The sequence below is a fragment of the Caulobacter sp. GW456-12-1-14-TSB4 genome, from assembly GCF_059424195.1.
This window is the reverse complement of the sequence record NZ_JBWKZF010000008.1, coordinates 185,162-210,826: the sequence shown is the minus strand read 5'-3', so window position 1 is coordinate 210,826 and position 25,665 is coordinate 185,162. Positions and strand designations below refer to the sequence as shown.

Genomic DNA, 25,665 nt, shown 5'->3' with positions numbered 1-25,665 from the left:
GGGGTATATCGGGGCGGGCGTTTAGAGGCTTTTCAAAGCCAACCCAAAGCTTGTCATCCCGGCCGCAGCGAAGCGGAGAGCCGGGACCCAGGGGCAAGTGGCGGTGCAGTGGCCCCTGGGTCCCGGACAGCGCTACGCGCTTCCGGGATGACAAGGGTTTAGTGTTCCGAGAAACTCAACAGCCATCCAGGTGGAACTTGATCAGCGCCTTGGCTGAGCGCGCCACGGCCTTGACCGGACCACCGGCGCCGAGCGTCACACGGGCCCCCGAGGCGCCTTCCATCAGCAGCATCAGGGAATCGGCCAGGTCGTCGTCCTTGGCGCCGGCGGCGCGGGTCAGGGCGTTGATCCGGCGGTACAGCTCTTTCTTGTAGTTGACCGAGACCACCTGGGCCGGGTGGGTCTCCTCGTGCAGCTCGATGGCGGCGTTCGACAGCGGGCAGCCCAGGACGTCGGCATTGCAGGCCTTGGTCTCGAAGGCGTCGAAGATCGCTTCCAGCTGGGCGCGGGGCTCGGAGCAGCAGCAGGCCGTGATGCTTTCCCACCAGGCCCAGTACTCGCGCTCCTGCTCGCGCAGCACCTCGGCGACCAGCTCGTCCTTGGACGGGAAGTTGCGATAGAGCGTCATCTTGGTGGCTTCGGCCTCGGACGCGATGGTCTCGACGCCGACCGCGCGGATGCCGTGCTGATAGAACAGCTCGCGGGCGGTCTCGAAGATCCGGTCCCGCGCGGGACGCTTGGACACGGCTCCGCCGGGACTGGTCCCCGCAGCCGTTTCCGTGTCGCCCCCGACAACGTCCCCAGAATTTCTCGTCGCCATTTTGGCAGTGCTCTCCTTGACGTGGGAGTTACCGGTCAGTATCTCTCGCCTCGTGGCGATGATACCGAACGGTCTCGTCACATCACTAGATCGTCCTTCCGGTCGTCCGGGTCAAGTAACAGACCCTGCGACATTTGACCCTTTAAACCTCAAAAATGGAGCGCGCGCCAATGCCCCCGCAAACAAACGTTTACGATAACGCGCCCCAAGCCAAGCCGGCCAAGGGTTTGCTGGGTTTCTTCAAATCTCAGGCCGGTTCCAGCCGGCGCTGGATGGGTCCCTTCTCCCATGGGCCAACCGTCCGCGCCTTGGGCGACACCTGGTCCGACACCCGACGCTCCGCCCGGCGGCCCGTCTGGGAATGACAACAAGAACCTCCCTGTCCTCCTCCCCGCTTCACCTTCCGAGAGGGTCTTCCTCCATGCGTATCCAACCCGTCATCACGTCCTTCGCCGGCCTGGCCGCCGTCGCCGTGCTGGCCGCCTGCTCGGCCCAGGCCAAGCAGGAAGCCGCCGCCCCGCCGCCGGTGCAGGTCACCGTCGCCGACGTCGCCTTCAAGTCGCTCCGCCAGTGGGACGACTTCACCGGCCGCCTCGAGCCGATCGACACCGTCGAGATCCGTCCGCGCGTCTCGGGCTATGTCGATGGCGCCCAGTTCGCCGAAGGCGCGCGCGTCTCGAAGGGCCAGGTGCTCTTCCAGATCGACCCGCGCCCGTACCAGGCCGAAGCCAACCGCGCCCAGGCCGAGGTGGCTCGCGCCAAGGCCCAGCTGGACCTGGCGGTGGTCAACCGCGAGCGCGGTCGTCGCCTGATCGAGCAGAACGCCCTGGCCCAGAGCGAATTCGATCGCCTCTCGGCCGAGGAAAAGGCCGCCCAGGCCAACGTCTCGGCCGCCCAGGCCGCCTATCAGACCGCGCGCCTGAACCTGGACTGGACGCGGGTGACCTCGCCGATCGACGGCCGGGTCTCCAAGACCATCATCACCCGGGGCAACCTGGTCACCCAGACGAGCCTGCTGACGACCGTGGTGTCCGACACCCCGATCTACGCCGAGTTCAACGCCGACGAGCAGACCTTCCTGAAGTACGCCGCCGCCGAACGCGGCAAGGGCAGCCCGGTCTATATGGGCCTGATGACCGAGGACGGTTATCCGCATGAGGGCAAGCTGGCCTTCATCGACAACGCCCTGGACGCCAAGAGCGGCACGATCAACGGCCGGGCGATCTTCGCCAATGCCGACGGTCGCTTCACCCCCGGCCTGTTCGCCCGCATCCGCATGGTCAGCGCCGAAAGCCAGACCGTCGCCCTGGCCCCTGACCGCGCCATCGGCACGGACCTGGGCAAGCGCTTCGTCGTCGTGGTCAACGGCGCCAACAAGGCCGAGTACCGCCCGGTCGAGATCGGGCCGCTGGCCGGCAACCTGCGCATCATCCGCACGGGCCTGAAGCCCGGGGACCGGGTGATCGTCGGCGGCCTGCAGAAGGTCAAGCCGGGCGACACCGTCGCTCCGGTCAAGGTCAAGACCGACACCTCCGACCTGGCCGCCCTGACCCAGCTGGAGGTCGGCGGCCGCCAGATCCCGGTCGGTCGGTCCGCCGGTCAGAACTAAGTTCGTACCCGAAGCGTAACGCCCGGCTCGCGTGGCTGAGCCGGGCGTCTTTTTCAAGGGTTTTCGCGGTTCTTTTCGCCCGCCGGATGGCGGGGGAGGGCCGCTTGCACCCTATGCGCACCCCATCGGCTCCTCCCCGGAACGACCGTCATGAATTTCTCGAAGTTCTTCGTGAACCGACCGCGCTTCGCGGCCGTGCTCTCCATCATCATCTTCATCGCCGGCATCGTCTCGCTGCCGAACCTGCCGATCTCGGAATATCCCGAAGTCGTGCCGCCCACCGTGGTGGTGCGCGCGGCCTATCCCGGCGCCAACCCGTCCGTCATCGGCGAGACGGTGGCCGCGCCGCTGGAACAGGCCATCAACGGCGTCGAGGGGATGATCTACCAGTCGTCCCAGTCGGCCTCCGACGGGGCCATGATCCTCACCGTCACCTTCGCGCTCGGCACCGACCTGGATAAGGCCCAGGTTCAGGTGCAGAACCGGGTGGCCCAGGCCCTGCCCAAGCTGCCGCAGGAGGTCCAGCGCATCGGCGTGACGACCAACAAGGCCTCGCCCGACCTGACCCTGGTCGTGCACATGATCTCGCCGAACAACCGCTACGACATGCTGTATCTCAGCAACTACGCGCAGCTGAACGTCCGCGACCGCCTGAAGCGGATCGACGGGGTCGGCGACGTGCAGATCTTCGGCGCGGGCGCGTATTCGATGCGCGTGTGGCTGGATCCTGAAAAGCTGGCCGCCCTGCAGATGACCGCCGGCGACGTGGTCCGCGCCCTGCGCGAACAGAACGTCCAGGTCGCCGCCGGCCAGCTGGGCGCGCCGCCCAACGCCGGTTCGGGCGCTGAATTCCAGCTTTCCGTGAACGCGCCGGGCCGCCTGACCGACGAGCAGCAGTTCCGCGATGTCATCGTCCGTTCGGGCGACAACGGCCAGATCACCCGCCTGGGCGAAGTGGCCCGCGTGGAGCTGGGCGCCGACAACTACGCCCTGCGTTCGTTGCTCGACAACAAGTCCGCCGTCGCCATGCCGGTCTTCCAGCGCCCGGGCTCCAACGCCCTGGAGATGGCCAACGAAGTCAAGAAGACCATGAAGGAGCTCAAGAAGGAGTTCCCCGAAGGCGTCGACTACGAGATCATCTACGACACCACGGCCTTCGTTCAGGAAAGCATCGACTCGGTGGTCCACACCCTGATCGAGGCGATCATCCTGGTCGTGCTGGTGGTGGTGCTGTTCCTGCAGGGCTGGCGCGCCTCGATCATTCCGCTGATCGCCGTGCCCGTCTCGCTGGTCGGCACCTTCGCCATCCTGCTGATGCTGGGCTTTGGCCTCAACGCCCTGACGCTGTTCGGCCTGGTGCTGGCCATCGGCATCGTGGTCGACGACGCTATCGTCGTGGTCGAGAACGTCGAGCGGAACATCACCGACGGCCTCGAGCCGGCCGCGGCGACGCGCAAGGCCATGACCGAGGTGACCGGCCCGATCATCTCCACGGCCCTGGTGCTGTGCGCGGTGTTCATCCCCACCGCCTTCATCAGCGGCCTGTCGGGCCAATTCTATCGCCAGTTCGCCCTGACCATCGCCATCTCGACGGTGATCTCGGCCTTCAACTCCCTGACCCTGTCGCCGGCCCTGGCCGCGGTGCTCCTGAAGTCGCATGACGCGCCCAAGGATCGCTTCCAGAAGCTGATCGACGCGGCCCTGGGCTGGCTGTTCAACCCGTTCAACCGCTTCTTCGCCAAGGCCTCGCACGGCTATGTCGCCGGGGTCGCCAAGACCCTGGGGCGGTCCACCGCGGCGCTGGCCCTCTACGGCGGCCTGCTGATCCTGACGATCTTCGCCTTCAGCAAGACCCCGGGCGGCTTCGTGCCTCAGCAGGACAAGGCCTATGTCGTGGCGGTGGTCCAACTGCCCGACGCGGCCTCGCTGGATCGCACCGAGGCGGTGATCAAGCAGATGGGCGACATCGCCATGAAGATGCCGGGCATCAAGCACTCGGTGGCCTTCCCTGGTCTGTCGGCCAACGGCTTCATCAACAGCCCCAATTCCGGCGCGGTGTTCTTCCCGCTGGACGACTTCAAGAACCGCAAGGGTCACGAGCTGTCAGCCCCGGCCATCGTGGCCGAGCTGAACCAGAAGTTCGCCGCCATCCCCGACGCCCAGATCGCGGTCTTCCCGCCGCCATCCGTGCAGGGGCTGGGCACCATCGGCGGCTTCCGGATGCAGATCGTCGACAAGGCGGGCCTGGGTTCGCAGGAGCTGTACAACGCCACCCAGAACATCATCGCCAAGGCCCAGAAGGACCCGGCGCTGGCGGGGGTGTTCTCCAGCTATCAAGTGAGCGTGCCGAAGATCCAGGCCGACATCGACCGTGAAAAGGCCCGGGCCCAGGGCGTGTCCCTGACCGACCTGTTCGAGACGATGCAGGTCTATCTGGGCTCGCTGTACGTCAACGACTTCAACCGCTTCGGCCACACCTACCAGGTCAACGTCCAGGCCGATCAGAACTTCCGCCTGCAACCCGAGCAGATGCTGCGCCTGCAGACCCGCAACGGCCAGGGCCAGATGATCCCGCTGGGCGCCTTCGTCTCCTTCAAGGAGGCGACCGGTCCCGACCGTGAGAGTCACTACAACGGCTACCTGACCGCCGAGATCAACGGCGGCCCGGCGCCCGGCTACTCGACCGGCCAGGCCCAGAAGGCGCTTGAGGACATCATCAAGTCCGAGCTGCCCAACGGCATGGGCTCGGAGTGGACCGAGCTGACCTACCAGCAGATCCTGGCGGGCAACACGGCGGTCTTCATCTTCCCGCTCTGCGTGCTGCTGGCCTTCCTGGTGCTGGTCGCCCAGTACGAAAGCTGGAGCCTGCCGCTGGTCGTGATCCTGATCGTCCCGATGACCCTGCTGTCGGCCCTGGCCGGCGTGTGGATCAGCAAGGGCGACAACAACATCTTCACCCAGATCGGCCTGATCGTGCTGGTGGGGCTGGCGTGTAAGAACGCCATCCTGATCGTGGAGTTCGCCAAGGAACGCGAGGAGCACGGCGACAGCGCGCTCCAGGCGGTCCTGGAAGCTTGCCGCCTGCGCCTGCGTCCGATCCTGATGACCTCGATCGCCTTCATCATGGGGGTCTACCCCCTGGTGGTGTCGCACGGGGCCGGGGCCGAGATGCGCCGCGCCATGGGCGTGGCGGTGTTCTCGGGGATGCTGGGCGTGACCGTGTTCGGCCTGATCCTGACGCCGATCTTCTACTACGTCATCCGTCGCAACACGGCCCGCAAGGCCGCGGCCAAGGCGGCTCTGACCTCGCCCGTGGAGGCGCACTGATGTCCTTCTTCGCTAACACCCTGCGCGCCGCGCTGATCGCCGGCGTCTCCCTGACGGCCGCCGCCTGCGCGGTGGGCCCGAACTACAAGGCGCCGGCGACCCCGCCGGCGGCCTTCCAGAACGCCGACCCGGCCGTCTTCACCACCGCCAATCCCGAGGCGGAATGGTGGAAGGCGTTCGGCGACCCGGTGCTGGACCAGCTGGTCGGCCAGGCCCTCTCCGGCAATCTCGATCTGAAGATCGCGGTCGCTCGGGTGGGCGAGGCCCGCGCCCTGTTCACCGAGCAGAAGCTGGACCTGCTGCCGCACGTCACGGCCGACGGGACCTACACCAAGAGCAAGCAGCAACAGCCGGGCTTCACCACCGACCGGGTCGAGAACCAGAGCTACCAGGCCGGCTTCGACGCCGGCTGGGAGATCGACCTCTTCGGCCGCGTCCGTCGTGGCGTCGAGGCGGCGGGCGCCGAAGCCGGGGCGGCGCAAGCCGACCTGCGCGACGCCCAGGTCACGGTCGCCGCCGAGGTGGCCCGCAACTACCTCGAACTGCGCGGCGCCCAGGCTCGCCTGAAGGTCGCCAACCGCAACCTCGAGACCCAGCGCGAGACCCTGCGCCTGACCAAGGTGCGGTTCGACGCCGGGGCCGGCAGCCCGATCGATGTCGCGTCCGCTCAGGCCCGCCTGAACGCCACCGAGGCGGCGATCCCGGGCCTGATCACGGCCGAGAAGCGCGCCAACTACCGCCTGGCGGTGCTGACCGCCCAGCGGCCGGGCGCGCTGGACGCCCTGCTGGTCCCGCGTGACGCCGACACCCGTCCGCTGGTCACCGCCCTGCCGATCGGCGACGCGGGCGATCTGCTGCGCCGGCGTCCGGACGTGCAGGCGGCCGAGCGTCGCCTGGCCGCCCAGACCGCCCAGGTGGGGGTGGCCACGGCCGACCTCTTCCCGCGCGTCTCGGTGACCGGCTTCGTCGGCTTCCTGTCGGGGACCTCGGCGGGCTTCGGCAACGGGGCCAGCAAGGCCTGGTCGGTGGCCCCCAGCGTCAGCTGGCCGGCTCTCGACCTGGGCAGCGCCCACGCCCGCCTGCGCGCGGCAAGGGCTCGCGACGACGCCGCCCTGGCCAATTACGACCAGACGGTGCTGCGCGCGCTGGAGGACCTGGAGAACGCCCTGGTCTCCTACCGTCAGCAGCAGGCCCAGCTGACCAGCCTGACCGACCAGGCGGCCGCCTCGCGCCGCGCGGCCGAGCTGGCCCGCATCCAGTACAAGGAAGGCGGCATCGACTTCCTCGTCCTGCTCGACGCCGAACGCACCCTGCTGGCCGCGGAGGACGCCCTCAGCGTCGCCGAGACCGGGGTGAACACCGACGTCGTGGCCATCTACAAGGCCCTGGGCGGCGGCTGGAAGGCTTAAGGCCCATCTTGATCCCGGTCGCTTCGGCGGCCGGGATCATTAAATTTCACGGCTCAGCTTGCGTTAGTACAGCAAACTCAATACCACTGCCGGCGACAAGTGCCGGAGGTTGAGTCATGGCTACGCTTCAAGTTTTGAAATCCGCCTATAGCGACGTTTCGCGTCTGCCGTTCTCGGGCATCCCCGCAGCGGACCTCACCACGCTTCAGACCTTGGCCGGGCGCGTCGACGCCTCGACCCTGACCCTGGCCGACGCCCGGATCGAGATCGCCAAGCTGGTCACCGCGTCCACCACGGTGGCCAATCTCTCGTACAACTTCTTCACGGGCGCGACGCCGACGGCGGGCGGCCTGGACTACCTGGTCTCGCCGACCGGTGGGAATGCCAACAATCTGAACTCGGCCTACTACCAGTCGTTCTCGGTCCAGAACCGCTTCATCAACTTCGCGGTCAACCTCGGCAAGAACGGCGCGGGCAAGGACGGCTTCGCGGCCGCCTACGGCTCGCTCAGTCTGGCCGACGCGGCGACCAAGGCCTACACCGAGATCTTCGGTTTCGCCCCGGCGGCCGGCCAGATCAACACCATCCTGACGGACCAGGTGCCCAACGGCCTGGGCGGGACCTTCACCCGCGCCGAGTACTTCGCCTACTACGGCGGCGACGGCGCCAACGGGGCGGGGACCAAGGCCGCGATGGTCGGCTTCCTGCTGACGGCGGCCGCCAACGAGCACATCGGCGTCTACGCCAAGGCCAACGACGCCTTCCTGGCCGACCTCGCCAATGACGGCCAGGCCAAGTTCAACACCAGCCTGATCGGGACCTATGGCGATCAGCCGGCCTTCACGGCCGGCGCGACCATCGCGGTGACCGACACCCAGAGCGTCGCGCCCGACGCGACCAACGCCGCCCTGCGCTCGACGACCAACAACGACACGGTCACGGGGACGACCAACAGCGGCTCGATCCTGACCAGCGGCGGCCATGACACCGTGACCTTCTCGGGAACGGTCGGCGGCTACATCGACGGCGGCGACGGCAACGACACCATCACCGTCGGCCAGCTGAACGCGGCGGTGGAGGTCCTGGGCGGCGCCCCGAACGGCAAGATCAGCGGCGGTGCCGGCAACGACCTGATCACGGTCGGCAAGATGATCAACGGCGCCATCATCGACGGCGGCGCGGGCGACGACACCCTGGTGATGGGCGCCGACACCGACCTGTTCGACAAGACCAAGATCACCAATGTCGAGCATCTGGTGCTCGATAACTTCAAGCTGTCGGTCACCTCCCCGACTCTGGGCACGACCACGGTCTCGCCGCTCACCGTCACCGGCTATACCGGCCTGCAGGACATCACGACCCGTTCGGCAGCCGCCGTGACCGTCAGCGACATCGCCAACGGGGTGGCGTTGAAGATGGAGGGCGCCGTCGGCAACCTGACCGCCAACTACCATCTCGACCTGATCATCGTCGGCCATTCCTCGAGCGTGGTCGGGGCCGATTCCTCGCACGTCTACCTGAAGGGCGTGTCCGGCGGCGCCGGCGCGGCGTCGAACCTGACGGTGACCGGCAACAACGGACCGCTTTACCTGCACGTGCAGAGCGACAGCGTGCTCGGGACGATCCACTCCCAGCGTGACGGCGCTGCGGGGGGCACGGACTATTCTCCGGTGGTGGTCACCGGGACCGGCCGTCTTTCCGCGGCGTTCGACGGGGTCTCGCTGGACGCCTCGGGCGCGGCCGGGGTCACGATCACCCGCATCGGCGTGACCAACTTCACCGCCGCCGCCCAGACCTTCGTCCTGTCCGGCGGGAATGACCAGGTCGCCGCCGACCTGCGCGGCTGGGGCGTCCAGAACTACACCCTGGGCGGCGGGGCCGACACCTTCTCGATCTTCCAGGACGGCCAGCAGCCGCCCCGGTTCGCGAACCTCCTGATCCAGGACGGCAAGCTGTCGGCCTATGCGACCATCACCGACTTCGCCAAGGGCGTGGACCACGTCGACCTGGGCGTCGCGATCCCGACCGTGACCACCGGCGTCAGCGCGGGCTCGGCCACGACCCTGGAGCAGGCGCTGATCAACGCCTCCGGCCAGGTGTCGGCCAACGGCACGGGCGTGTTCGAGTGGAACGGCGACACCTACATCTACCACCAGGACGCCACCGTCGGGGTCAACAACGGCGACGGCCTGATCAAGCTGGTCGGCGTCACGGGTCTGACCGTCGGGACCGGCGCGACCGTCGCCGACATCCATTACGGCTAGGCACTACGGCTAGGAAACGACACGCACGACGTGCGTGCGCCAATCCGTCGCATGGAGGGAGATCTCGCCGCCACCCGGAGAGTTTTCCCTCCATTTCACTCGTCCGCGCGCCGAAACGGGCGCGCGCCCGACAGGTTTAAGGAACGGATTTTCTCCGAACCTTGGTCGACCAAGAACGCTGTTCGGCCCTTCGGCGCGGCAAGGGTCCTACGCCCGGTTGCGGCGAAGCTTTTGGTTAACGATCGCTGGCGCATCACCCGCTGAAACGACGCGGGAACGACCGATGACCTGGACCATCAAGACGAGACTGCTGGGCTGCCTGGCGGCCTTGGGCGTGGGCATGGCGGCGATCGGTCTGGCCGGCTTCGTGGCCAACAACGTCGCCAACCAGCGCATGCAGTCGGTGATCAGCGACCGCGTCGAGCCGATGCAGCAGCTCAAGGCCGTCAGCGACATGTACGCCGTCAACATCGTCGACAGCGCCCACAAGGCGCGGTCGGGCGAGCTGTCGATGGACAAGGCGCTGGAGAACGTCCAGGCCGCCAAGTCGACGATCAGCCAGAACTGGCAGGCCTACGCCGTCACCGACATGACCGACGAGGAAAAGGGCCTGGCCGACAAGGTCACCGCCGCCCTGCCGGCCGCCGACGCCTCGGTCGACACCCTCGAAGGCCTGCTCAAGGCGCATGACGCCGCCGGCCTGCAAGGCTTCGTCGACGGCAAGCTCTATCCCAGCATCGACCCGGTCACGGCCAATGTCGGGGCGCTGGTCGATCTGCAGACCCGCGTGGCGCACGAGGACGGCGCCGCCGCCAAGGCCGCCGGGAACATCGCCACCGCCGTCATGGGCGTCATCGCCCTGGTCGCCGCCGGCCTGATGGCCTTCGCCACCAATGTCGTGATCGGCAAGGTCTCGGGCCCGCTGCAGGCCATGACCGCCGCCATGCTGCGCCTGGCCGGCGGAGACAACGCCGTCGCCATCCCCGCCGTGGGCCGCCAGGACGAGCTGGGCCAGATGGCCGGGGCCGTCCAGGTGTTCAAGGACAACGCCATCGCCAAGCTGGCCGCCGACGCAGCCGCCGCCGAGGCCAAGGCCCGCTCGGAAGCCGAGCGCCAGGCCATCGCCGCCAAGGCCATCGCCGAACAGCAGGACCTGGTCGTCCAGTCGTTCGGCGTCGGCCTGGACCGCCTGGCCGGCGGCGACCTGACCTATCGCGTCAATGACGACCTGCCGGTCGAGTACGAGACGCTGCGCGCCAACTTCAACACCGCCCTGACCCGCCTGCAGGACACCATGACGGTGATCATCGGCAACGCCGACGGCATCCGCGCCGGCAGCCGCGAGATCACCAACGCCTCCGACGACATGGCCAAGCGCACCGAGCAGCAGGCGGCCGGCCTGGAGGAAACGGCGGCGGCGCTGGAAGAGATCACCGCCACCGTCAAGCGCACCGCGCAGGGCGCCAAGGAAGCTCGTCGCGTGGTCGGCGCGGCCAAGACCGACGCCGAGACCGGCGGCCAGGTCGTCGCCGACGCCGTCGCGGCCATGGGCGAGATCGAGAAGTCCTCGGCCCAGATCGGCAACATCATCGGGGTGATCGACGAGATCGCCTTCCAGACCAACCTGTTGGCCCTGAACGCCGGCGTCGAAGCCGCGCGCGCGGGCGAGGCTGGCCGTGGCTTCGCGGTCGTGGCGCAAGAGGTGCGGGCGCTCGCCCAGCGCTCGGCCGAAGCGGCCAAGGAGATCAAGGCCCTGATCACCGCCTCGACCGACCAGGTGGACGCGGGCGTGGACCTGGTCGGCAAGACTGGCGAGGCCCTGGCGCGCATCGTCGCCCAGGTCGGCCAGATCAACGGCGTCGTCGTCGAGATCGCCGCCTCGGCCCAGGAACAGGCCACCGGCCTGGAGCAGGTCAATGTCGCCGTCACCCAGATGGACCAGGCCACCCAGCAGAACGCGGCCATGGTCGAGCAGAGCACGGCCGCCAGCCACGCCCTCTCGCGTGAAGCCGACAACCTGACCCAGCTGATGGGCCAGTTCAGTGTGGGGCAGACCGCTCGCGCTGCGGGGCGCCGGGCCGCCTAGAACCAGCCGGCCGCGCGCAACGCCTTGGCGTAGGCGCGGCTGACCGGGGCCTCGACGCCGCCCTTGAGCTGGAGGGTCGCGCGGCCGTCGCCGCGCTGGGCGCCCTCGACCGCGCCCTTGGCCACCCACCATGAGCGGTGGGTCTGGGCGCCTTCGATGCCTTCCAGTTCGGCCACCGCGTCGGACAGCCGCATCAGGATCAGGTCCTGGCCGCGCGAGGTGTGCAGGCGCAGATAGTGGTCCTCGGCCTCGACGGCATAGAGCTCGCCCCCGCGCAGCTTGGCCGGCAGGCGGTCGATGAAGCGGGGCGCGGGCGCCCCGACGGGCGCGGCGTGGGTCGCCACCGGCTCGCGCTGGACCAGGAAGTTCAGGCCCGTCATCGCCACGGTCACGATCAGCACCGGAGCCAGGTAGAACGGCAGGGCCTCCGGCCGCAGATGGCCGTAGAACACGTGCTCGCTGACCAGCCAGACCACCACGGTGAAGGGCAGGGTGACGCCGACCACGGTCAGACCGCCATAGAGCCAGGGCCTCGCATCGGCCCGGCCGTCGCGGCCGATGATCTGGCTGACCGCCGTGCCCACGACCGCGCCGGCCAGGCACAGCCCCACCCAGTAGGCCAGGCGGATGCCGATCGGCAGGGCGTTGGTCCCGAACGCGCCCAGCAGCGCCAGGAACGCGCCGGCCACGGCCGAGACCGCGAAGCCACGCAGGGCCTCCTTGCGGGTCATGGTCGTTCGCGAAGCGTGAACGGCGTCCCCCAGCCGTTCACGAAACGAGGCCGGCGACTGGCGCAACGACGATTGAGACACAGGCCAGCCCACTCCACTCAAGGTCTCGACGGCGAGGCGAACCGCCCCGCTCGAAGCGGGAGTGAGGGAAGATGGATGCGGACGGCAAGTCAATCATGCGCGGCGATGGTCTGCGCAACGCCATCGTCGGCGTCGTCCTGGCGGTGCTGACCGTCGTCATCGCGGCGCCGAAGGTGGTTGGCGGCGCCCTGACGCACGCCAGTTTCCGACCCCATGCCCCGGACGTCTCGCGGATCGCCGCCGCTCCGACCGTGATCCAGGTCCACCTGACCGCCGCCCTGATCGCCCTCGCCATCGGGATCGTGCTGATGATGCGGGTCAAGGGCACGGCCCTGCACAAGCTGCTGGGCTGGACCTGGGTGATCGCCATGGGGACGACGGCGGTCAGCTCGCTGTTCATCCACGAGATCAATCCCGGCCACTTCAGCTTCATCCACCTGCTGTCGGGCTGGACGATCGTCGGCCTGCCGGGCGCGGTCTACGCCATCAAGCGCGGCAAGGTCGCGAACCACCGCCGGGCCATGACCGGCATGTTCGTCGGCGGCCTGCTGGTCGCGGGCCTGTTCACCTTCATTCCCGGCCGCCTGATGTGGGCGGTGTTCTTCGGCTGACCCCCTCTCCTCGAAAGGATCCCACCATGTTCAAGACCCTCGCCTCTTCTCTGGCCCTCGCCGCCGTCCTCTTCGCCTCGGCCGCCCACGCCCAGGACGCCGACCTGACCCTGACCTTCCCGGCCCTGGCGGCCAAGCAGGGCAAGGTGATGATCGCCGTCTATGACAGCGCCCAGGGCTGGAGCGCCGGCAAGCCGGCCCGCATCGCCCAGGCCGACGCCGCCGACGCCGAGCCCTCGGCCAAGATCGTCGCCCTGCCGCCGGGGACCTATGCGGTGCGCGCGTTCCAGGACGTCGACGGCGACGGCAAGATGGGCGCCAACCCCTTCGGCATGCCCGTCGAGCCCTACGGCTTTTCCAACGACGCCAAGCCGAACATGGGCCCGCCCAGCTTCGACGCCGCCGCCTTCGCGGTGAAGGCCGGCCCAGCCACCCAAGCCATCCACCTGCACTAGGGAGCGGAAGCGATGAACCGGCGCGACATCCTGCGCGGCGCGGCCCTGCTGGGCGGCGCGAGCCTGCTGACCCCCGAGGCCGTCTGGGCGGCGGCGGCCAACGACTGGGCCCTGGGCCTGGCCGATGTCGAGGCCGATATCGCGCCGACGGGCCTGACCCGCTTGCACGGCAAGGCCCCGGCCGACCTCACCGGGACCCTGTTCCGCAACGGCCCCGCCAAGTTCCGCCGGTCGGGCGGCAATGTCGGCCACTGGTTCGACGGCGACGGCCTGGTCCGTAAGTTCCAGATCGCCGGCGGTCAGGCGCGGATGAGCGCCCGCTTTGTCGATACGGTGAAGCGCCGCAACGACACGGCCGCCAACGCCGCGATCACCCCCGGCTTCGGCACCCTGCCGGGCAAGGGTTCGGTGATCACCGGTCCCGACGACGCCAACGCCGCCAACACCTCGGTGATGATGGCCGGCGGCGAGCTGTGGGCCCTGTGGGAGAGCGGCTCGGCCACCGCGCTGGACCCCGTCAGCCTGGAGACCAAGGGCTTCAAGACCCTGCGGCCGGACCTCAAGGGCATGCCGTTCTCGGCCCACCCGCGCGTGCAGCCGGACGGGACGGTGTGGAACATCGGCCTGGGCGGCAAGCAGGCTGTGGTCTGGAAGCTGGCCCCCGACGGCGCGCTGCAGAAGGCCGAGATGATCGGCCTGCCGCGCGCCAGCTACATGCACGACTTCACCGCCACGGCGCGCCACCTGATCCTGGTGCTGCAGCCCTGGGTGCAGGACCACTTCGCCGTGCCGGTCACCGCCTCCATGAGCTGGAAGCCGGAGTTGGGGACCCAGGTTCTGGTGCTCGATAAGGACGACCTGTCCAAGCGCCGAGTGTTCGAGCTGCCGCCGTTCTTCTTCTTCCACCTGGGCGACGCCTGGGAGGAAGCCGACGGGACGATCCGCTTCGACGCCTGTGTCGACGAGGACCCGTCGGGCACGGCCGCCAATGGCGGGGCGATCCTGCGCGGCGAGCAGCTGCGGGCGGCCCCGCCGCGCCGGGCGCTGATCACCTTGCATGCCAATGGCCGTGGCGAGATCGCCAAGGAGGCCGTCAGCGCCGAGTTCCCGCGCGGCGACGCCCGCTTCGCCGGCCTCGCGCGCCGCTACTCCGTCCACGTCACGGGTGAGCGCCCCGATCGTCCGCTGTTCCAGGGCGTGGCCGTCCGCGACTGGAAGAAGGACCGCGACCAGGTGTTCGACTTCGGTCCGCGTCACCTGGTCGAGGAGGTCGTGTTCGTGCCGCGTCCGGGCTCTTCGGCGGAACTGGACGGCTGGCTGGTCGGCACGACCGTCAATCTCGACGCCAAGGCCACCGAGCTGCACGTGTTCGACGCGCGCCTTGTCCAGCAAGGCCCCGTGGTCTCCTGGCGGGCTCCCGTGGCCCTGCCGGTGACCTTCCACGGTGTCTTCATCTAACGAGGGTCACTTGCCAGGTCTGCCGGGATGCGCCTATCCGAGGACGGAGCGCAACCACGGCGGACCTCCCACTCCATGACCGCAGCCAAGCCCCGCGCCGTCGGCCGGGGCCGACCGTCCAAGGCCAAGGGCCTGGACCTGAAGGAAACCATCCTCGACGCCGCCGAGGGGCTGTTCGCCCGTCACGGCTTCCATGGGGTGACGACGCGCCAGGTGGCGGCCGAGGCCGGCGTCGATACGGCGCTGATCCACTACTATTTCGGGGCCAAGCGCGAGCTGTTCGACGCCGTGTTCGTGCGCCGGGCCGAGATCCTGAACCTGGCGCGCGAGGCGTCGATGAACGCCTATGTGGCGGCCCACGATGCGGCGACCATGACCGTCGAGGGCGTGATCGAGGCCTTCATCGACCCGCTGCTGCGCATCTCGCAGGACGGCGGGCCGGGCTGGAAGAGCTATTTCGCCCTGGTCGCCCAGGTGAACAACACGCCGGCCTGGGGCGGCGAGACCATGGCCCGGTTCTTCGATCCCGTGGTCCACCAGCTGGTCGAGACCCTGAAGACCGTCCGTCCCCAGGCCGAGTATCGCGACCTCTACTGGTGCTACCAGTTCCTGACCGGATCGATGATGCTGTCGCTGTCCGAGACCGGACGGATCGACAGCCTGTCCGAAGGCGAGTGCCACTCGTCCGACCTGGAAGCGGTCCGCCAGCGATTGTTCTCGTACTGCGCGGCGGGCTTCGAGGCGGTGATCGCCAAGGCTAAGCGCTAGGCGTAGCGCCCCCTCCGTCTCGTCGCCTATCGGCGCCGATCCACCTCCCCCGTTTTACGGGTGAGGAGGGTGTGTCTTCTCCTCCCCTGCGAAGCGGGGGAGGTGGCGCGATGCGGATACGCATCGTGACGGAGGGGGCGCTCTCCGACCCCAGACCATCCGCCCACCGCTCTTTTTCATCACTTGATGAAAAAGTTCTGGCGCTCGTCGCCGGTTCAGGTGATGGTGCTTGCAATTCGCTGTTCGATGAAATGGCGAACGTCCCGCGCACGCCTCCGCTTCAGACGGATCCGGCTCGGGAAGGGCGGAACGCAAAGGGAAGGGGAATCCCATGACTTCGATGTGGAAGGCCGCGCTGCTGGCTGGCGCGGCGTGGAGCACGATCGCGGGCGTAGCGTCGGCGCAAGAGGCTCCGGCGGCGAACAATACGGTCTCGGTCGACGAGGTGGTCGTCACCGCCCGTCGCCGCGAGGAAAACCTCAAGGACGTGCCGGTGGCCGTCTCGGCCTTCTCGGCCGAGAAGTTGGAGCGCTCGGGCGGCACGGACATCACCGTCCTGTCCCAGACGACCCCGAACATCACGGTGCAGACCGCCCGTGGCTCGAACTCGACCCTGATCAGCTACATCCGCGGCGTGGGCCAGCAGGATCCGCTGTGGGGCTACGAGCCCGGCGTCGGCCTCTATGTCGACGACGTCTACATCTACCGTCCGCAGGGCGCGGTGCTCGACATCTTCGACATCGAGCGCATCGAAGTGCTGCGCGGCCCGCAGGGCACGCTGTACGGCCGCAACACCATCGGCGGCGCCATCAAGTACGTGACCAAGAAGCTGGGCGACGAAGCCGGGGCCAAGGTCCGCGCCACCTATGGCAGCTACAACCAGACCGACGTGATGGTCTCGGGCCAGACGCCGGTCGGCGGCGGCCTGTCGGTGGGCGGCGCCTATGCGCTCTACAAGCGCGACGGCTACGGAAAGAATCTGACCACGGGCGCCGAGCACTACGACAAGGACGTCCAGGCCTATCGCCTGAGCGCCGAGTACAAGCCCACCGACGACCTGTTCTTCCGCCTGGCCTATGACAAGGTCACCGACGATTCGAACCCGCGCCACGGCCACCGCGAGACCCTGCCGACGACCGGCAACTACCCGATCCTCGGCGTCTATGACACGCAGGCGGGCCTCGGCGACAAGAACCACGTCACGACCGAGGGCCTGTCGCTGACCGGCCAGTGGGATGCGACCCAGAACCTGACGTTCAAGTCGATCACCGCCAACCGCAAGGGCCACACCCAGACCCTGATCGACTTCGACGGCACCCCGCTGCCGACCCTGGACGTGCCGGCCACCTATGACGACCGCTCGTTCTCGCAGGAGCTGCAGGCGGTCTATTCGGACGAGAACGTCCAGGGCGTCTTCGGCCTGTACTACATGAACAGCCAGGCCTCGGGCGAGTTCGACACCATCGCCGGCAACCTGGGCGTCTCGATCGCCGACGGCGGCAAGGTCAACACCCAGAGCTTCGCGGCGTTCTTCGACTTCAGCGCCAACCTGACCGACCGCCTGAAGGTCTCGCTGGGCGCCCGCGCCACCCGCGACCACAAGCGCGCCAACGTGTTCCGCTTCTTCTACCTGGGCGCCACGCCGTCGCCGTATCAGGGCGGCGCCAACCGTCCGATCCTGCAGGTGCGCACCAACTACAACGCCGAGCGGACCTTCGAGCAGTTCACGCCGCGCATCTCGGTCTCGTACGAGCTCTCCGACGACCTGAACACCTACGCCTCGTTCTCGAAGGGCTACAAGTCGGGCGGCTGGGACATGCGCGGCGACGCGTTCATCACCCCGCAGACGACGCAGGGCTACCTGCCGGAAGTCGTGAAGACCTATGAGGCCGGCCTGAAGGGCTACGCCCTGGACCGCCGCGTGTCGTTCTCGTCGGCGATCTTCCTGTCGAAGTACACGAACCAGCAGGTCACGACCCAGGTCGTGGTGCCCTCGGGCATCGCCAGCTCGGTCGACAACGCCGGCGCCTCGACCCTGTACGGCGCCGAGTTCGAAGCCTCGACGAAGTTCAGCCAGCACCTCTCGGGCAATGTCGCGCTGGGCTACATCCACGCCAAGTACGACACCTTCAGCCGCTTCGTGCCGGCCGGCGCGCCCAACCCGCTGAACCCGTCGACGACCCTGGCCACCGGCCAGGTGATCAACGTCGCCGACCTCTACGGCTTCCAGAACACGCCGAAGATCACGGCCAACGCCAGCCTGACCTGGCGCACGGACCTGGCGGGCGGCGACATCGCTATCACCCCGATGGTCAGCTACCGCGACAAGTACCAGCAGTTCGAACAACCGCTGCCGGCCCTGGACCAGAAGGCCTTCACCCTGATCGACCTGACGGCGATCTGGACCGCCCCGGGCGGCAAGTACAAGCTGGCCTTCACGGGCAAGAACCTGACCAACGAGAAGTACCGCACCGGCGGCTACAACTTCGCGGGGGCCACCTACAACAACTCGGTGATCGGCTTCTACGGTCCGCCGCGCACCTTCGCCGGCTCGATCGAGGTGGCGTTCTAATTATCTAGGCGAAACGCTGGGGCGGGACTTGCTGCAACAAGTCCCGCCCTTTCTTTATGTAAGCGGTAGCGTAACGGGGGGGCGGCGATGAGCGAGCAGCAACAGACGGCGACGAAGACCCAAGGGTCGGGCTATCGCTACGTGGTCCTGGCGATGCTGATCCTCGCCTACACCTTCAACTTCCTGGACCGGCAGATCCTCGGCATCCTGGCCAAGCCGATCAAGGACGAGTTCGGCCTGACCGACGCCCAGTTCGGCCTGATGGGCGGCCTGGCCTTCGCCCTGCTCTATACGACCCTGGCCATCCCGATCGCCTGGCTGGCGGATCGCTTCAGCCGCGTCTGGATCATGACCGCGGCCCTGACCCTGTGGAGCGGCTTCACCGCCCTGTGCGGCGTGGTCGGCAGCTTCGGCCACCTCTTCCTGGCCCGGATGGGTGTGGGCATCGGCGAGGCGGGCGGCGTGGCCCCGGCCTATTCGCTGATCTCGGACTATTTCCCCAAGCACCAGCGGGCCCGGGCGCTCGCCGCCTACGCCTTCGGCATCCCGCTGGGCACGGCGGCCGGCACGCTGGTGGGCGGCCTGCTGGCCGTGCACTACGGCTGGCGCACCGCCTTCATCGTCGTCGGCGCGCTGGGCGTGGTTCTGGCTCCGATCTTCCGCCTGGTCGTCCGTGACCCGCCGCGTGGCGGCGCCGACCGTGCGCCGGAAGCGCCGCCGGTCGTCCCGGCCCCCGCCGCGCCGCTGCGCGAGGTCGCCGGCCTGCTGGGGCGCAAGCCCAGCTTCTGGCTGCTGGCCCTGGGCGCGGCGTCGTCGTCGGTCTGTGGCTATGGCGTCGCGGCCTGGCTGCCGTCGTTCTTCATGCGCAGCCTGGGCCTGACCCTGTCCCAGACCGCCTGGTACTATTCGGGCATCGCCTTCCTGGGCGGCGTGGTCGGCATCTGGATGGGCGGCGTCATGGCCGATCGCCTGGGCGCCAAGTCCAAGGCCGGCTACCCGCTGACCCCAGCCGTGGCCTTCCTGATCTCGGTGCCATGCTTCCTGCTGGCCATGAACAGCGGATCGCTGGTCGGTGGGCTGGGTGGGACGGCCTCCCTGGCCCTGGCCTTCGTGATCTTCCTGGTCCCGACGGGCCTGAACCTGGCGTGGCTGGGACCGATCACGGCGGCCGTCCAGCACCTGGCCCCCGCGCCGATGCGGACCACGGCCTCGGCCCTGTTCCTGCTGATCAACAACCTCCTCGGCATCGCCGTCGGGGTCTATTATTTCGGGGCCATGGCCGACTTCCTGAAGCCGACCTTCGGGGCGGAATCCCTGCGCTGGGCGATCTATACCGGCATGGGCTTCTACCTGCTGGCGGCCCTGCTGTTCTTCCTGGCTTCGCGCCGTCTGGACAAGGATTGGGTGGAGTAGGGCGCGGCGACTCGCCGCACCCCCGACCACACTCAGGTATAGCGCCACGGTTCGGTCAATTTCGGGTATCAAAGGGCGGCCAAACCAGAGCGCCCGAATGACACCCGAAGACCGCCACATCTTTCACGACCCCACCGGCAAGCGCGAGCGCCGGGCCAAGCTGGTCCTCGGCATCGTCATTTCCCTGGTCGCGGCGATCGTGGCCGGCTTCGTCGCCACCCTGGCCTTCGCCCCGCGCCTGCCCGACGCGCCGCTGAAGGATCCGCACATCCTGACGTCGCTGCACCAGGACACGCCGCGCAAGACCAAGGTCGTCAAATCCTGGCGCCGGGTGCCGCGTCCCAAGGCCGCGCCCAACGACGCCGCCGCCCATCCGCTGTCCGTCGGCTTCTACGTCGCCTGGGACGAGGACAGCCGCGAGAGCCTGCGCCGCAACATCGACAAGCTGGACGTGGTCTCGCCCCAGTGGGTGGCGATCAACGGCGCCAAGGGCGACATCAGCCTGGTCGACGATCCGGAAGGCGCGGCGCGCATCGCCAACGCCCCCAACAAGCCGGCCGTGCTGCCGCTGGTCCACAACTCGGCCAACGCCGCCTTCAACGGCCCGCTGGCGGATGCGCTGCTGACCGATCCCGCCGCCCGCGCCAAGCTGATCAACAACCTCAAGACCCTGGCCGACCAGCGCGGCTATGGCGGCTATGTCTTCGACTTCGAGAACCTGTCGGCCAAGGGCCTCAACGCCTATCCGCTGTTCCTGAACGAGGCCCGCGCCGCCCTGACCGGCACTGGCCGCGAGGTCTGGGTCACCGCCCCGTTCGACGAGGAAGGCTGGCCGCTCAAGCGCCTGGAGCAGGCTTCCGACACCCTGGTGCTGATGGCCTATGACGAGCACTACGCCCTGGGCGACCCCGGCCCCAACACCGGCCAGGACTGGTACGAGAGCGAGCTGGAAAAGCGCTTCGCCAAGCAGCTGGACCCCAACCACACCGTGCTGGCGCTCGGCGCCTACGGCTACGACTGGACGCTGAACAAGGACGGTTCGCGGTCGTCCGGCGCGCCGGCCACCTTCCACGAGGCCATGCGCAACGCCCAGGACGCCGGGGCGACGATCCGCATGGACGACAACGCCCTGAACCCGACCTATCAGTACACTGACGACAATGGCGACAACCACGTCGTCTGGTTCCTGGACGCGGTCACCCTGTTCAACCAGATCAAGGTCTCCGATCCGTGGAAGCCGCGCGGCTATGGCCTGTGGCGGATGGGCATGGAGGATCCGGGCGTCTGGTCGCTGCTGGGCAAGCCCTATGGCCAGGCCTCGGCCGCGGGCCTGACCAGCCTGGCCAACGGCCAGGGCGTCGACTTCGACGGCGGCGGCGAGGTGCTGCGCGTGGCCCAGCTGCCGACGCCGGGCAAGCGCTCGCTGGAGTTCGATCCCGACACGGGCCTCGTCTCGGGCGAGAGCTACGACGTCATCCCCAGCAACTATGTGATCGAGCGCTATGGCCAGAAGAAGGGCCTGGTGGCCCTGACCTTCGACGACGGCCCCGACGGCCGCTGGACGCCGAAGATCCTCGACATCCTCAAGAAGAAGAACGCGCCCGCGACCTTCTTCGTGATCGGCCAGAACATGCAGCGCCGCCCCGACCTGGTGCAGCGCGAGGTGGACGAGGGCCACAATGTCGGCGGCCACAGCTGGACCCACCCCAATATCGGCGAGACGCCGCTGCCGCAGGTGCAGGTCGAGCTGAACGCCACCCAGCGTCTGTTCGAGGTGATCACCGGCCGTTCGATGCGCCTGTTCCGGCCGCCGTTCTTCGGCGACGCCGAGCCCTCGACCCCGCACGAGGTGGCCCCGCTCGTGATCGCCCAGACCCTGGGCTACATGACCGTGGGCCTGCGTATCGACCCGGACGACTGGCAGAAGCCGACCCCGCAGCAGATCATCGACCGCACGCTGGATCGCCTGGACAACCCTGGCAACCGTCCCGGCCAGGTGGTGCTGCTGCACGACGCCGGCGGCGACCGCAGCCGCACCGTGGCGGCCCTGCCGCAGCTGATCGACCAGATCCGCGCCCGCGGCTATCGCCTGGTGACCATCGGCGAGCTGGCCGGCATGACCCCGCAGCAGGTGATGCCGCCGACCTCGCGCACGGCCGCCGACCTGTTCCTGGACCGCCTGGGCTTCGACTTCTTCCGCTGGGCCCAGACGGGCATGGTGGCGCTGTTCATCACGGCGATCTTCCTCGGCGTCGCGCGGCTGGTGTTCCTGGCCAGCCTCGCTTTGGTCCATCGCTTCTGGACGCATGAGGAGCCGGCCGATCTGGACAGCGAGAACGGTCCGCTGGTCTCCGTGCTGATCCCCTGCTTCAACGAGGAGAAGGTGATCGCCGCCTCGGTGGCGCGTATCCTGGAGAGCGACTGGAAGAACCTCGAGGTGCTGGTCCTGGACGACGGCTCCAAGGACCGAACGGCCCAGGAGGTCCGCGACCACTTCGCCGATGATCCGCGCGTGACGCTGCTGAGCTTCGAGAACGGCGGCAAGGCGCGGGCGGTCAATCGGGGTCTGGCCGTGGCCAAGGGCGACTATGTCGTGGCCCTGGACGCCGACACCCTGTTCCCGCCCGAGACCATCGGCCGCCTGGCCCGCTGGTTCCAGGACGAGGACGTCGGCGCCGTGGCCGGCAACGCCATCGTCGGCAACCGGGTCAATATCGTCACCCGCTGGCAGGCCCTGGAATATGTCACCGCCCAGAACCTGGAGCGCCGGGCGCTCTCGGCCCTGGGCGCGGTGACCGTGGTGCCGGGCGCCGTCGGGGCCTGGCGCAAGAGCGTGCTGGACGCCCTGGGCGGCTATCCGGCCGACACCCTGGCCGAGGACCAGGATCTGACCATCGCCTGCCAGCGCGCCGGCTGGAAGGTGGCCTTCGACCCCGAGGCCCGCGCCTATACCGAGGCGCCCGACACGGTCGGCGGCCTCTTGAAGCAGCGCTTCCGCTGGTCGTTCGGCACGCTGCAATGCGTGTGGAAGCACCGCAAGGCGATGTTCAGCGCCAAGACCCCGGTGCTGGGCTTCGTGGCCCTGCCGCAGATCTGGCTGTTCCAGATCATCCTGGCCGTGGCCGCGCCGCTGGTCGACCTGGCTGTGGTCTGGAGCCTGATCGCCGGCCTCTATGGCGCGGTGGCCCACCCGGTGGAGTGGCGTCCCGACGACATGCTGCTGGGCCTGGTCTATTGGGCGGTGTTCATCGCCGTGGACCTGTCGGCCGGCGCCCTGGGCATGGCCCTGGAGAAGCGCGCGCCGTGGGCCGACCTGCCGTTCCTGCCCGTGCAGCGGTTCGGCTATCGCCAGCTGATGTACTACGTCGTGGTCAAGTCGGTGGTCACCGCCATCCGCGGCGGCCGGGTCGGCTGGGGCAGGCTGGAGCGGCGCGGGTCGGCGTCCGTGGGCAAGAGTAGCTGAGTTTCGGCTGAGCGCCCCCTCCGTCACGTCGCCTATCGGCGCCGCGCCACCTCCCCCGTTTCACGGGTGAGGAGAAGACACTCCCTCCTGCCCCGCTTGCGGGGGAGGTGGATCGCTGCGGATACGCAGCGAGACGGAGGGGGCGCTTGCCAGCCGATGCGGTCGTAGCCAATCTCCCGCCCTGTTTTACGGGGGAGCGACCATGCGGGCGATGATTACGGCGGCGATGCTGCTGGCGGTAGGCGGGACTCAAGCCTGGGCGGCTGACGGCCATCCGATCCTGCAGGTCCAGGTCGGGCCGCAGATCGCGGGCGGCGTCTCGGGCCGCCTGCTGGTCTTCGCCCAGCCGCTGGACGCGGCCAAGGCCGCCGCCAAGGGCGGCGTGATCGAGAGCGTCGAGGCCGACCCGTTCTCGGGTGAGGGCCAGGTCGCGGCGCGCGAGGTTGGCACGATCAAGGCCGGCGCGACCATCGACATCGACCTGGACGGCATCGCCGCGCCCAAGCTGTTCTCGCAGCTGCCGCCGGGCCAGTACGCGGTCCAGGCCGTGCTCGATCAGAACCACAGCTACAACTACAACGGCCGGGGCGGCGGCGACCTGGTCAGCCCGGTCACCACCGTGACCCTGCCGTTGGCGGCCGGGACCAAGCTGGTCCTCGACAAGGTCGAGGCAGCCTACGACCCGTTCAACCTGCCGGCCGACGCGCCCAAGGCGGCCGTCGATCGCCTGGCGGCGGCCAAGCCGCATATCGCGCCGGTGAACTTCGTCAGCCCCGCGCTGAGCGCCTTCTTCGGCCGCTCGATCACCATGAAGGGCTGGGTCCTGACCCCGCCCGGCTACGAGAAGGGCAAGGACCGTTATCCGACCGCCTACTACACCCACGGCTTTGGCGGCTCGAACGAGTACCTTGTGAACCAGGCCACCCGGATGTACGACCTGATGGCCAAGGGCGAGGCCCCGCCGATGATCTGGGTCTATCTCGACGAGAGCAGCGCCACCGGCACCCACGAGTTCGCCGACAGCCTCAACAACGGTCCGTGGGGCAAGGCCCTGACCGAGGAGCTGATCCCGAGCCTGGAGAAGTCCTGGCGCATGGACGCCAAGGTCGGCGGTCGCTTCCTCAATGGCCACTCGTCCGGCGGCTGGGCGACCCTGTGGCTGCAGACCCGCTATCCGAAGGTGTTCGGCGGCACGTGGTCGACCTCGCCCGATCCCAGCGACTTCCACGACTTCACGGGCGTCGATCTCTACGCGCCCAACGCCAACGTCTATTACAAGTCCGACGGCTCCCTGCGCCCGATCGCCCGCGACAAGGGCAAGGTGCTGGCCAGCTTGAAGGACATGGTCGCGCTGGAAGAGGTGCTGGGTGAGTACGGCGGCCAGTTCGGCTCGTTCGACTGGGTGTTCTCGCCGCGCGGTCCCGCCGGCCGGCCCGTGCCGATGTTCGACCGGGCGACCGGCGCGGTCGATCCCGCCGTCGTCGCCTACTGGAGCCAGCACTACGACATCGCCGCCCGTCTGAAGGCCAACTGGCCGGCGCTGAAGCCGGACCTGGACGGCAAGGTCCGCCTGATCGTCGGCACGGCCGACACCTTCTATCTGGACGGCGCCGCCCACAAGCTGGAGGCGGTGATGCAGGGTCTCGGGGCCAAGACCGACTTCCGCTACCTGAAGGACAAGACCCACGGCGATCTCTACGCGGTGGGCGACGATCGCCAGGCGCTGATGAAGACGATCGCCTGGGAGATGTACGCGGTGGCTCGACCAGGCTCCAAGCCGCCCGCGCCGATCCCGACCGCACCGAGAGGTTGAGATAACGTCGATCTGTGGCAAGCTCCGCCGCGTCGCCTAGCCGACGCTCGGGGGAGCTTGCCATGAAGACCATCGCCATCGCCGTTTCGCTTGCCGTCGCTTTGATCGCGACCGCTCCGGCACAGGCCGCGCCGCCGGCCGGGACCGAGAAGGTCAAGCTGTCGGGCAAGAAGGGGCCCAGCCTGTTCCGTCCCGGCTTCCAGCTGGGCGAGTACGACGGCAACGCCACGGTCAAGAGCAGCAGCTCTTCGGTCACCGGCGTCTTCCAAGGCAACAAGGCCAGCGTCGAGATGACGATCAACGGCCCGGGCCTCGGCCCTGTCGAGGTGGCCTGCGGCGGCGGCCAGAGCCGCCTGGGCCTGGGTTGGATCACCTTCGACCGCGACAAGCTGCAGTTCCTCTGCACGCTGTCGGGCCCCGGCGCGGGCTCGGACGCTGCGTTCGCCCTGGCCAGCGCCAAGGGCGGCGGCCTGTTGAAGAACCTGCAGCAGCCGCAGCGCGCGGCCGAGCTGCGCTTCGGCGGACTTAACGTGCGGGCCCGCACCGAGCAGGTCGGCGGCATGCCGATCGGCGGCGGCACGCCCATCGGCTACGTCTTCAGCCGCGACGGGGTCGATGTCGGGGCCGTGGATATCGGCGGCATGCAGCCCACCGCCTACCTGCCGCCCAAGGGCGCCAAGGACCGGGACGCGGTCGCGGTGCTGTCGCTGATCCTGATCTTCTTCAAGGACCCTGGCCGCCAGCGTTGACCTTCGCGTCAACGGCACAGGCGATTTTTGACACCG

The 25,665-nt window shown here is 68.5% G+C and carries 16 protein-coding genes and 2 pseudogenes; 15 read left to right on the top strand and 3 right to left on the bottom strand.

The features are described from left to right. Positions 1-45 precede the first annotated feature (45 nt). A pseudogene (locus tag AC07YH_RS10385) lies at positions 46-127 on the top strand (hypothetical protein); the annotation flags it as partial. Positions 128-175: 48 nt separating this feature from the next. Here AC07YH_RS10385 and AC07YH_RS10380 read toward each other — a convergent pair. Then, the gene (locus tag AC07YH_RS10380; RefSeq protein ID WP_494746916.1) at positions 176-820 is read right to left on the bottom strand and encodes a TetR/AcrR family transcriptional regulator; all 645 of its coding nucleotides are present in this window, start codon (positions 818-820) and stop codon (positions 176-178) included. A 421-nt stretch (positions 821-1,241) separates the two neighbouring features. On the opposite strand from AC07YH_RS10380, the gene AC07YH_RS10375 reads away from it, so the two are divergent. From AC07YH_RS10375 to AC07YH_RS10355, 5 genes are all read left to right on the top strand, one after another. Further along, positions 1,242-2,429, top strand: coding sequence for an efflux RND transporter periplasmic adaptor subunit (locus AC07YH_RS10375; RefSeq protein ID WP_494746915.1), 1,188 nt, complete (start codon positions 1,242-1,244; stop codon positions 2,427-2,429). 150 nt (positions 2,430-2,579) lie between these two features. Next, positions 2,580-5,756, top strand: a complete 3,177-nt coding sequence (locus AC07YH_RS10370) for an efflux RND transporter permease subunit (protein WP_494746914.1) — start codon at positions 2,580-2,582, stop codon at positions 5,754-5,756. Beyond that, the gene (locus AC07YH_RS10365; RefSeq protein ID WP_494746913.1) at positions 5,756-7,165 is read left to right on the top strand and encodes an efflux transporter outer membrane subunit; all 1,410 of its coding nucleotides are present in this window, start codon (positions 5,756-5,758) and stop codon (positions 7,163-7,165) included. The genes AC07YH_RS10370 and AC07YH_RS10365 overlap by 1 nt, the downstream gene beginning before the upstream one ends. A 116-nt stretch (positions 7,166-7,281) precedes the next feature. After that, on the top strand, positions 7,282-9,429 hold the full coding sequence (locus AC07YH_RS10360; RefSeq protein ID WP_494746912.1) for a hypothetical protein: 2,148 nt from the start codon (positions 7,282-7,284) through the stop codon (positions 9,427-9,429). A 283-nt stretch (positions 9,430-9,712) separates the two neighbouring features. Further along, on the top strand, positions 9,713-11,515 hold the full coding sequence (locus tag AC07YH_RS10355; RefSeq protein ID WP_494746911.1) for a methyl-accepting chemotaxis protein: 1,803 nt from the start codon (positions 9,713-9,715) through the stop codon (positions 11,513-11,515). Here the strand turns inward: AC07YH_RS10355 and AC07YH_RS10350 are convergent. Beyond that, on the bottom strand, positions 11,512-12,246 hold the full coding sequence (locus AC07YH_RS10350) for a LytTR family DNA-binding domain-containing protein (protein ID WP_494746910.1): 735 nt from the start codon (positions 12,244-12,246) through the stop codon (positions 11,512-11,514). The two genes, AC07YH_RS10355 and AC07YH_RS10350, sit on opposite strands and share 4 nt — an antisense overlap. Positions 12,247-12,398: 152 nt before the next feature. Here AC07YH_RS10350 and AC07YH_RS10345 point away from each other — a divergent pair, with 152 nt between their 5' ends. From AC07YH_RS10345 to AC07YH_RS10315, 7 genes are all read left to right on the top strand, one after another. Beyond that, entirely contained in the window at positions 12,399-12,938 is a 540-nt protein-coding gene (locus tag AC07YH_RS10345) for a DUF2306 domain-containing protein (protein WP_494746909.1), read from the top strand. Between the two features lie 26 nt (positions 12,939-12,964). After that, on the top strand, positions 12,965-13,393 hold the full coding sequence (locus AC07YH_RS10340) for a DUF2141 domain-containing protein (protein WP_494746908.1): 429 nt from the start codon (positions 12,965-12,967) through the stop codon (positions 13,391-13,393). Positions 13,394-13,405: 12 nt separating this feature from the next. Next, entirely contained in the window at positions 13,406-14,851 is a 1,446-nt protein-coding gene (locus AC07YH_RS10335; RefSeq protein ID WP_494746907.1) for a carotenoid oxygenase family protein, read from the top strand. 75 nt (positions 14,852-14,926) lie between these two features. After that, positions 14,927-15,619 carry a TetR/AcrR family transcriptional regulator gene (locus AC07YH_RS10330; RefSeq protein ID WP_494746906.1) on the top strand — a complete coding sequence of 231 codons (693 nt, stop codon included), beginning with the start codon at positions 14,927-14,929 and terminating at the stop codon, positions 15,617-15,619. Positions 15,620-15,950: 331 nt separating this feature from the next. Further along, positions 15,951-18,191, top strand: a complete 2,241-nt coding sequence (locus tag AC07YH_RS10325; protein WP_494746905.1) for a TonB-dependent receptor — start codon at positions 15,951-15,953, stop codon at positions 18,189-18,191. An 87-nt stretch (positions 18,192-18,278) separates the two neighbouring features. Next, positions 18,279-19,604 (top strand): spinster family MFS transporter, encoded by a 1,326-nt coding sequence (locus tag AC07YH_RS10320; protein ID WP_494746904.1) that lies wholly within the window; start codon positions 18,279-18,281, stop codon positions 19,602-19,604. Between the two features lie 97 nt (positions 19,605-19,701). Further along, positions 19,702-23,067 (top strand): glycosyltransferase, encoded by a 3,366-nt coding sequence (locus tag AC07YH_RS10315; RefSeq protein WP_494746903.1) that lies wholly within the window; start codon positions 19,702-19,704, stop codon positions 23,065-23,067. A gap of 32 nt (positions 23,068-23,099) precedes the next feature. Here the strand turns inward: AC07YH_RS10315 and AC07YH_RS10310 are convergent. Then, positions 23,100-23,217, bottom strand: a pseudogene (locus AC07YH_RS10310) (hypothetical protein); the annotation flags it as partial. 52 nt (positions 23,218-23,269) lie between these two features. On the opposite strand from AC07YH_RS10310, the gene AC07YH_RS10305 reads away from it, so the two are divergent. Then, positions 23,270-24,880, top strand: coding sequence for an alpha/beta hydrolase (locus AC07YH_RS10305; protein ID WP_494746902.1), 1,611 nt, complete (start codon positions 23,270-23,272; stop codon positions 24,878-24,880). 62 nt (positions 24,881-24,942) lie between these two features. Beyond that, positions 24,943-25,629: a hypothetical protein gene (locus tag AC07YH_RS10300; RefSeq protein ID WP_494746901.1), complete on the top strand. Its 687-nt coding sequence runs from the start codon at positions 24,943-24,945 to the stop codon at positions 25,627-25,629. Positions 25,630-25,665 lie beyond the last annotated feature (36 nt).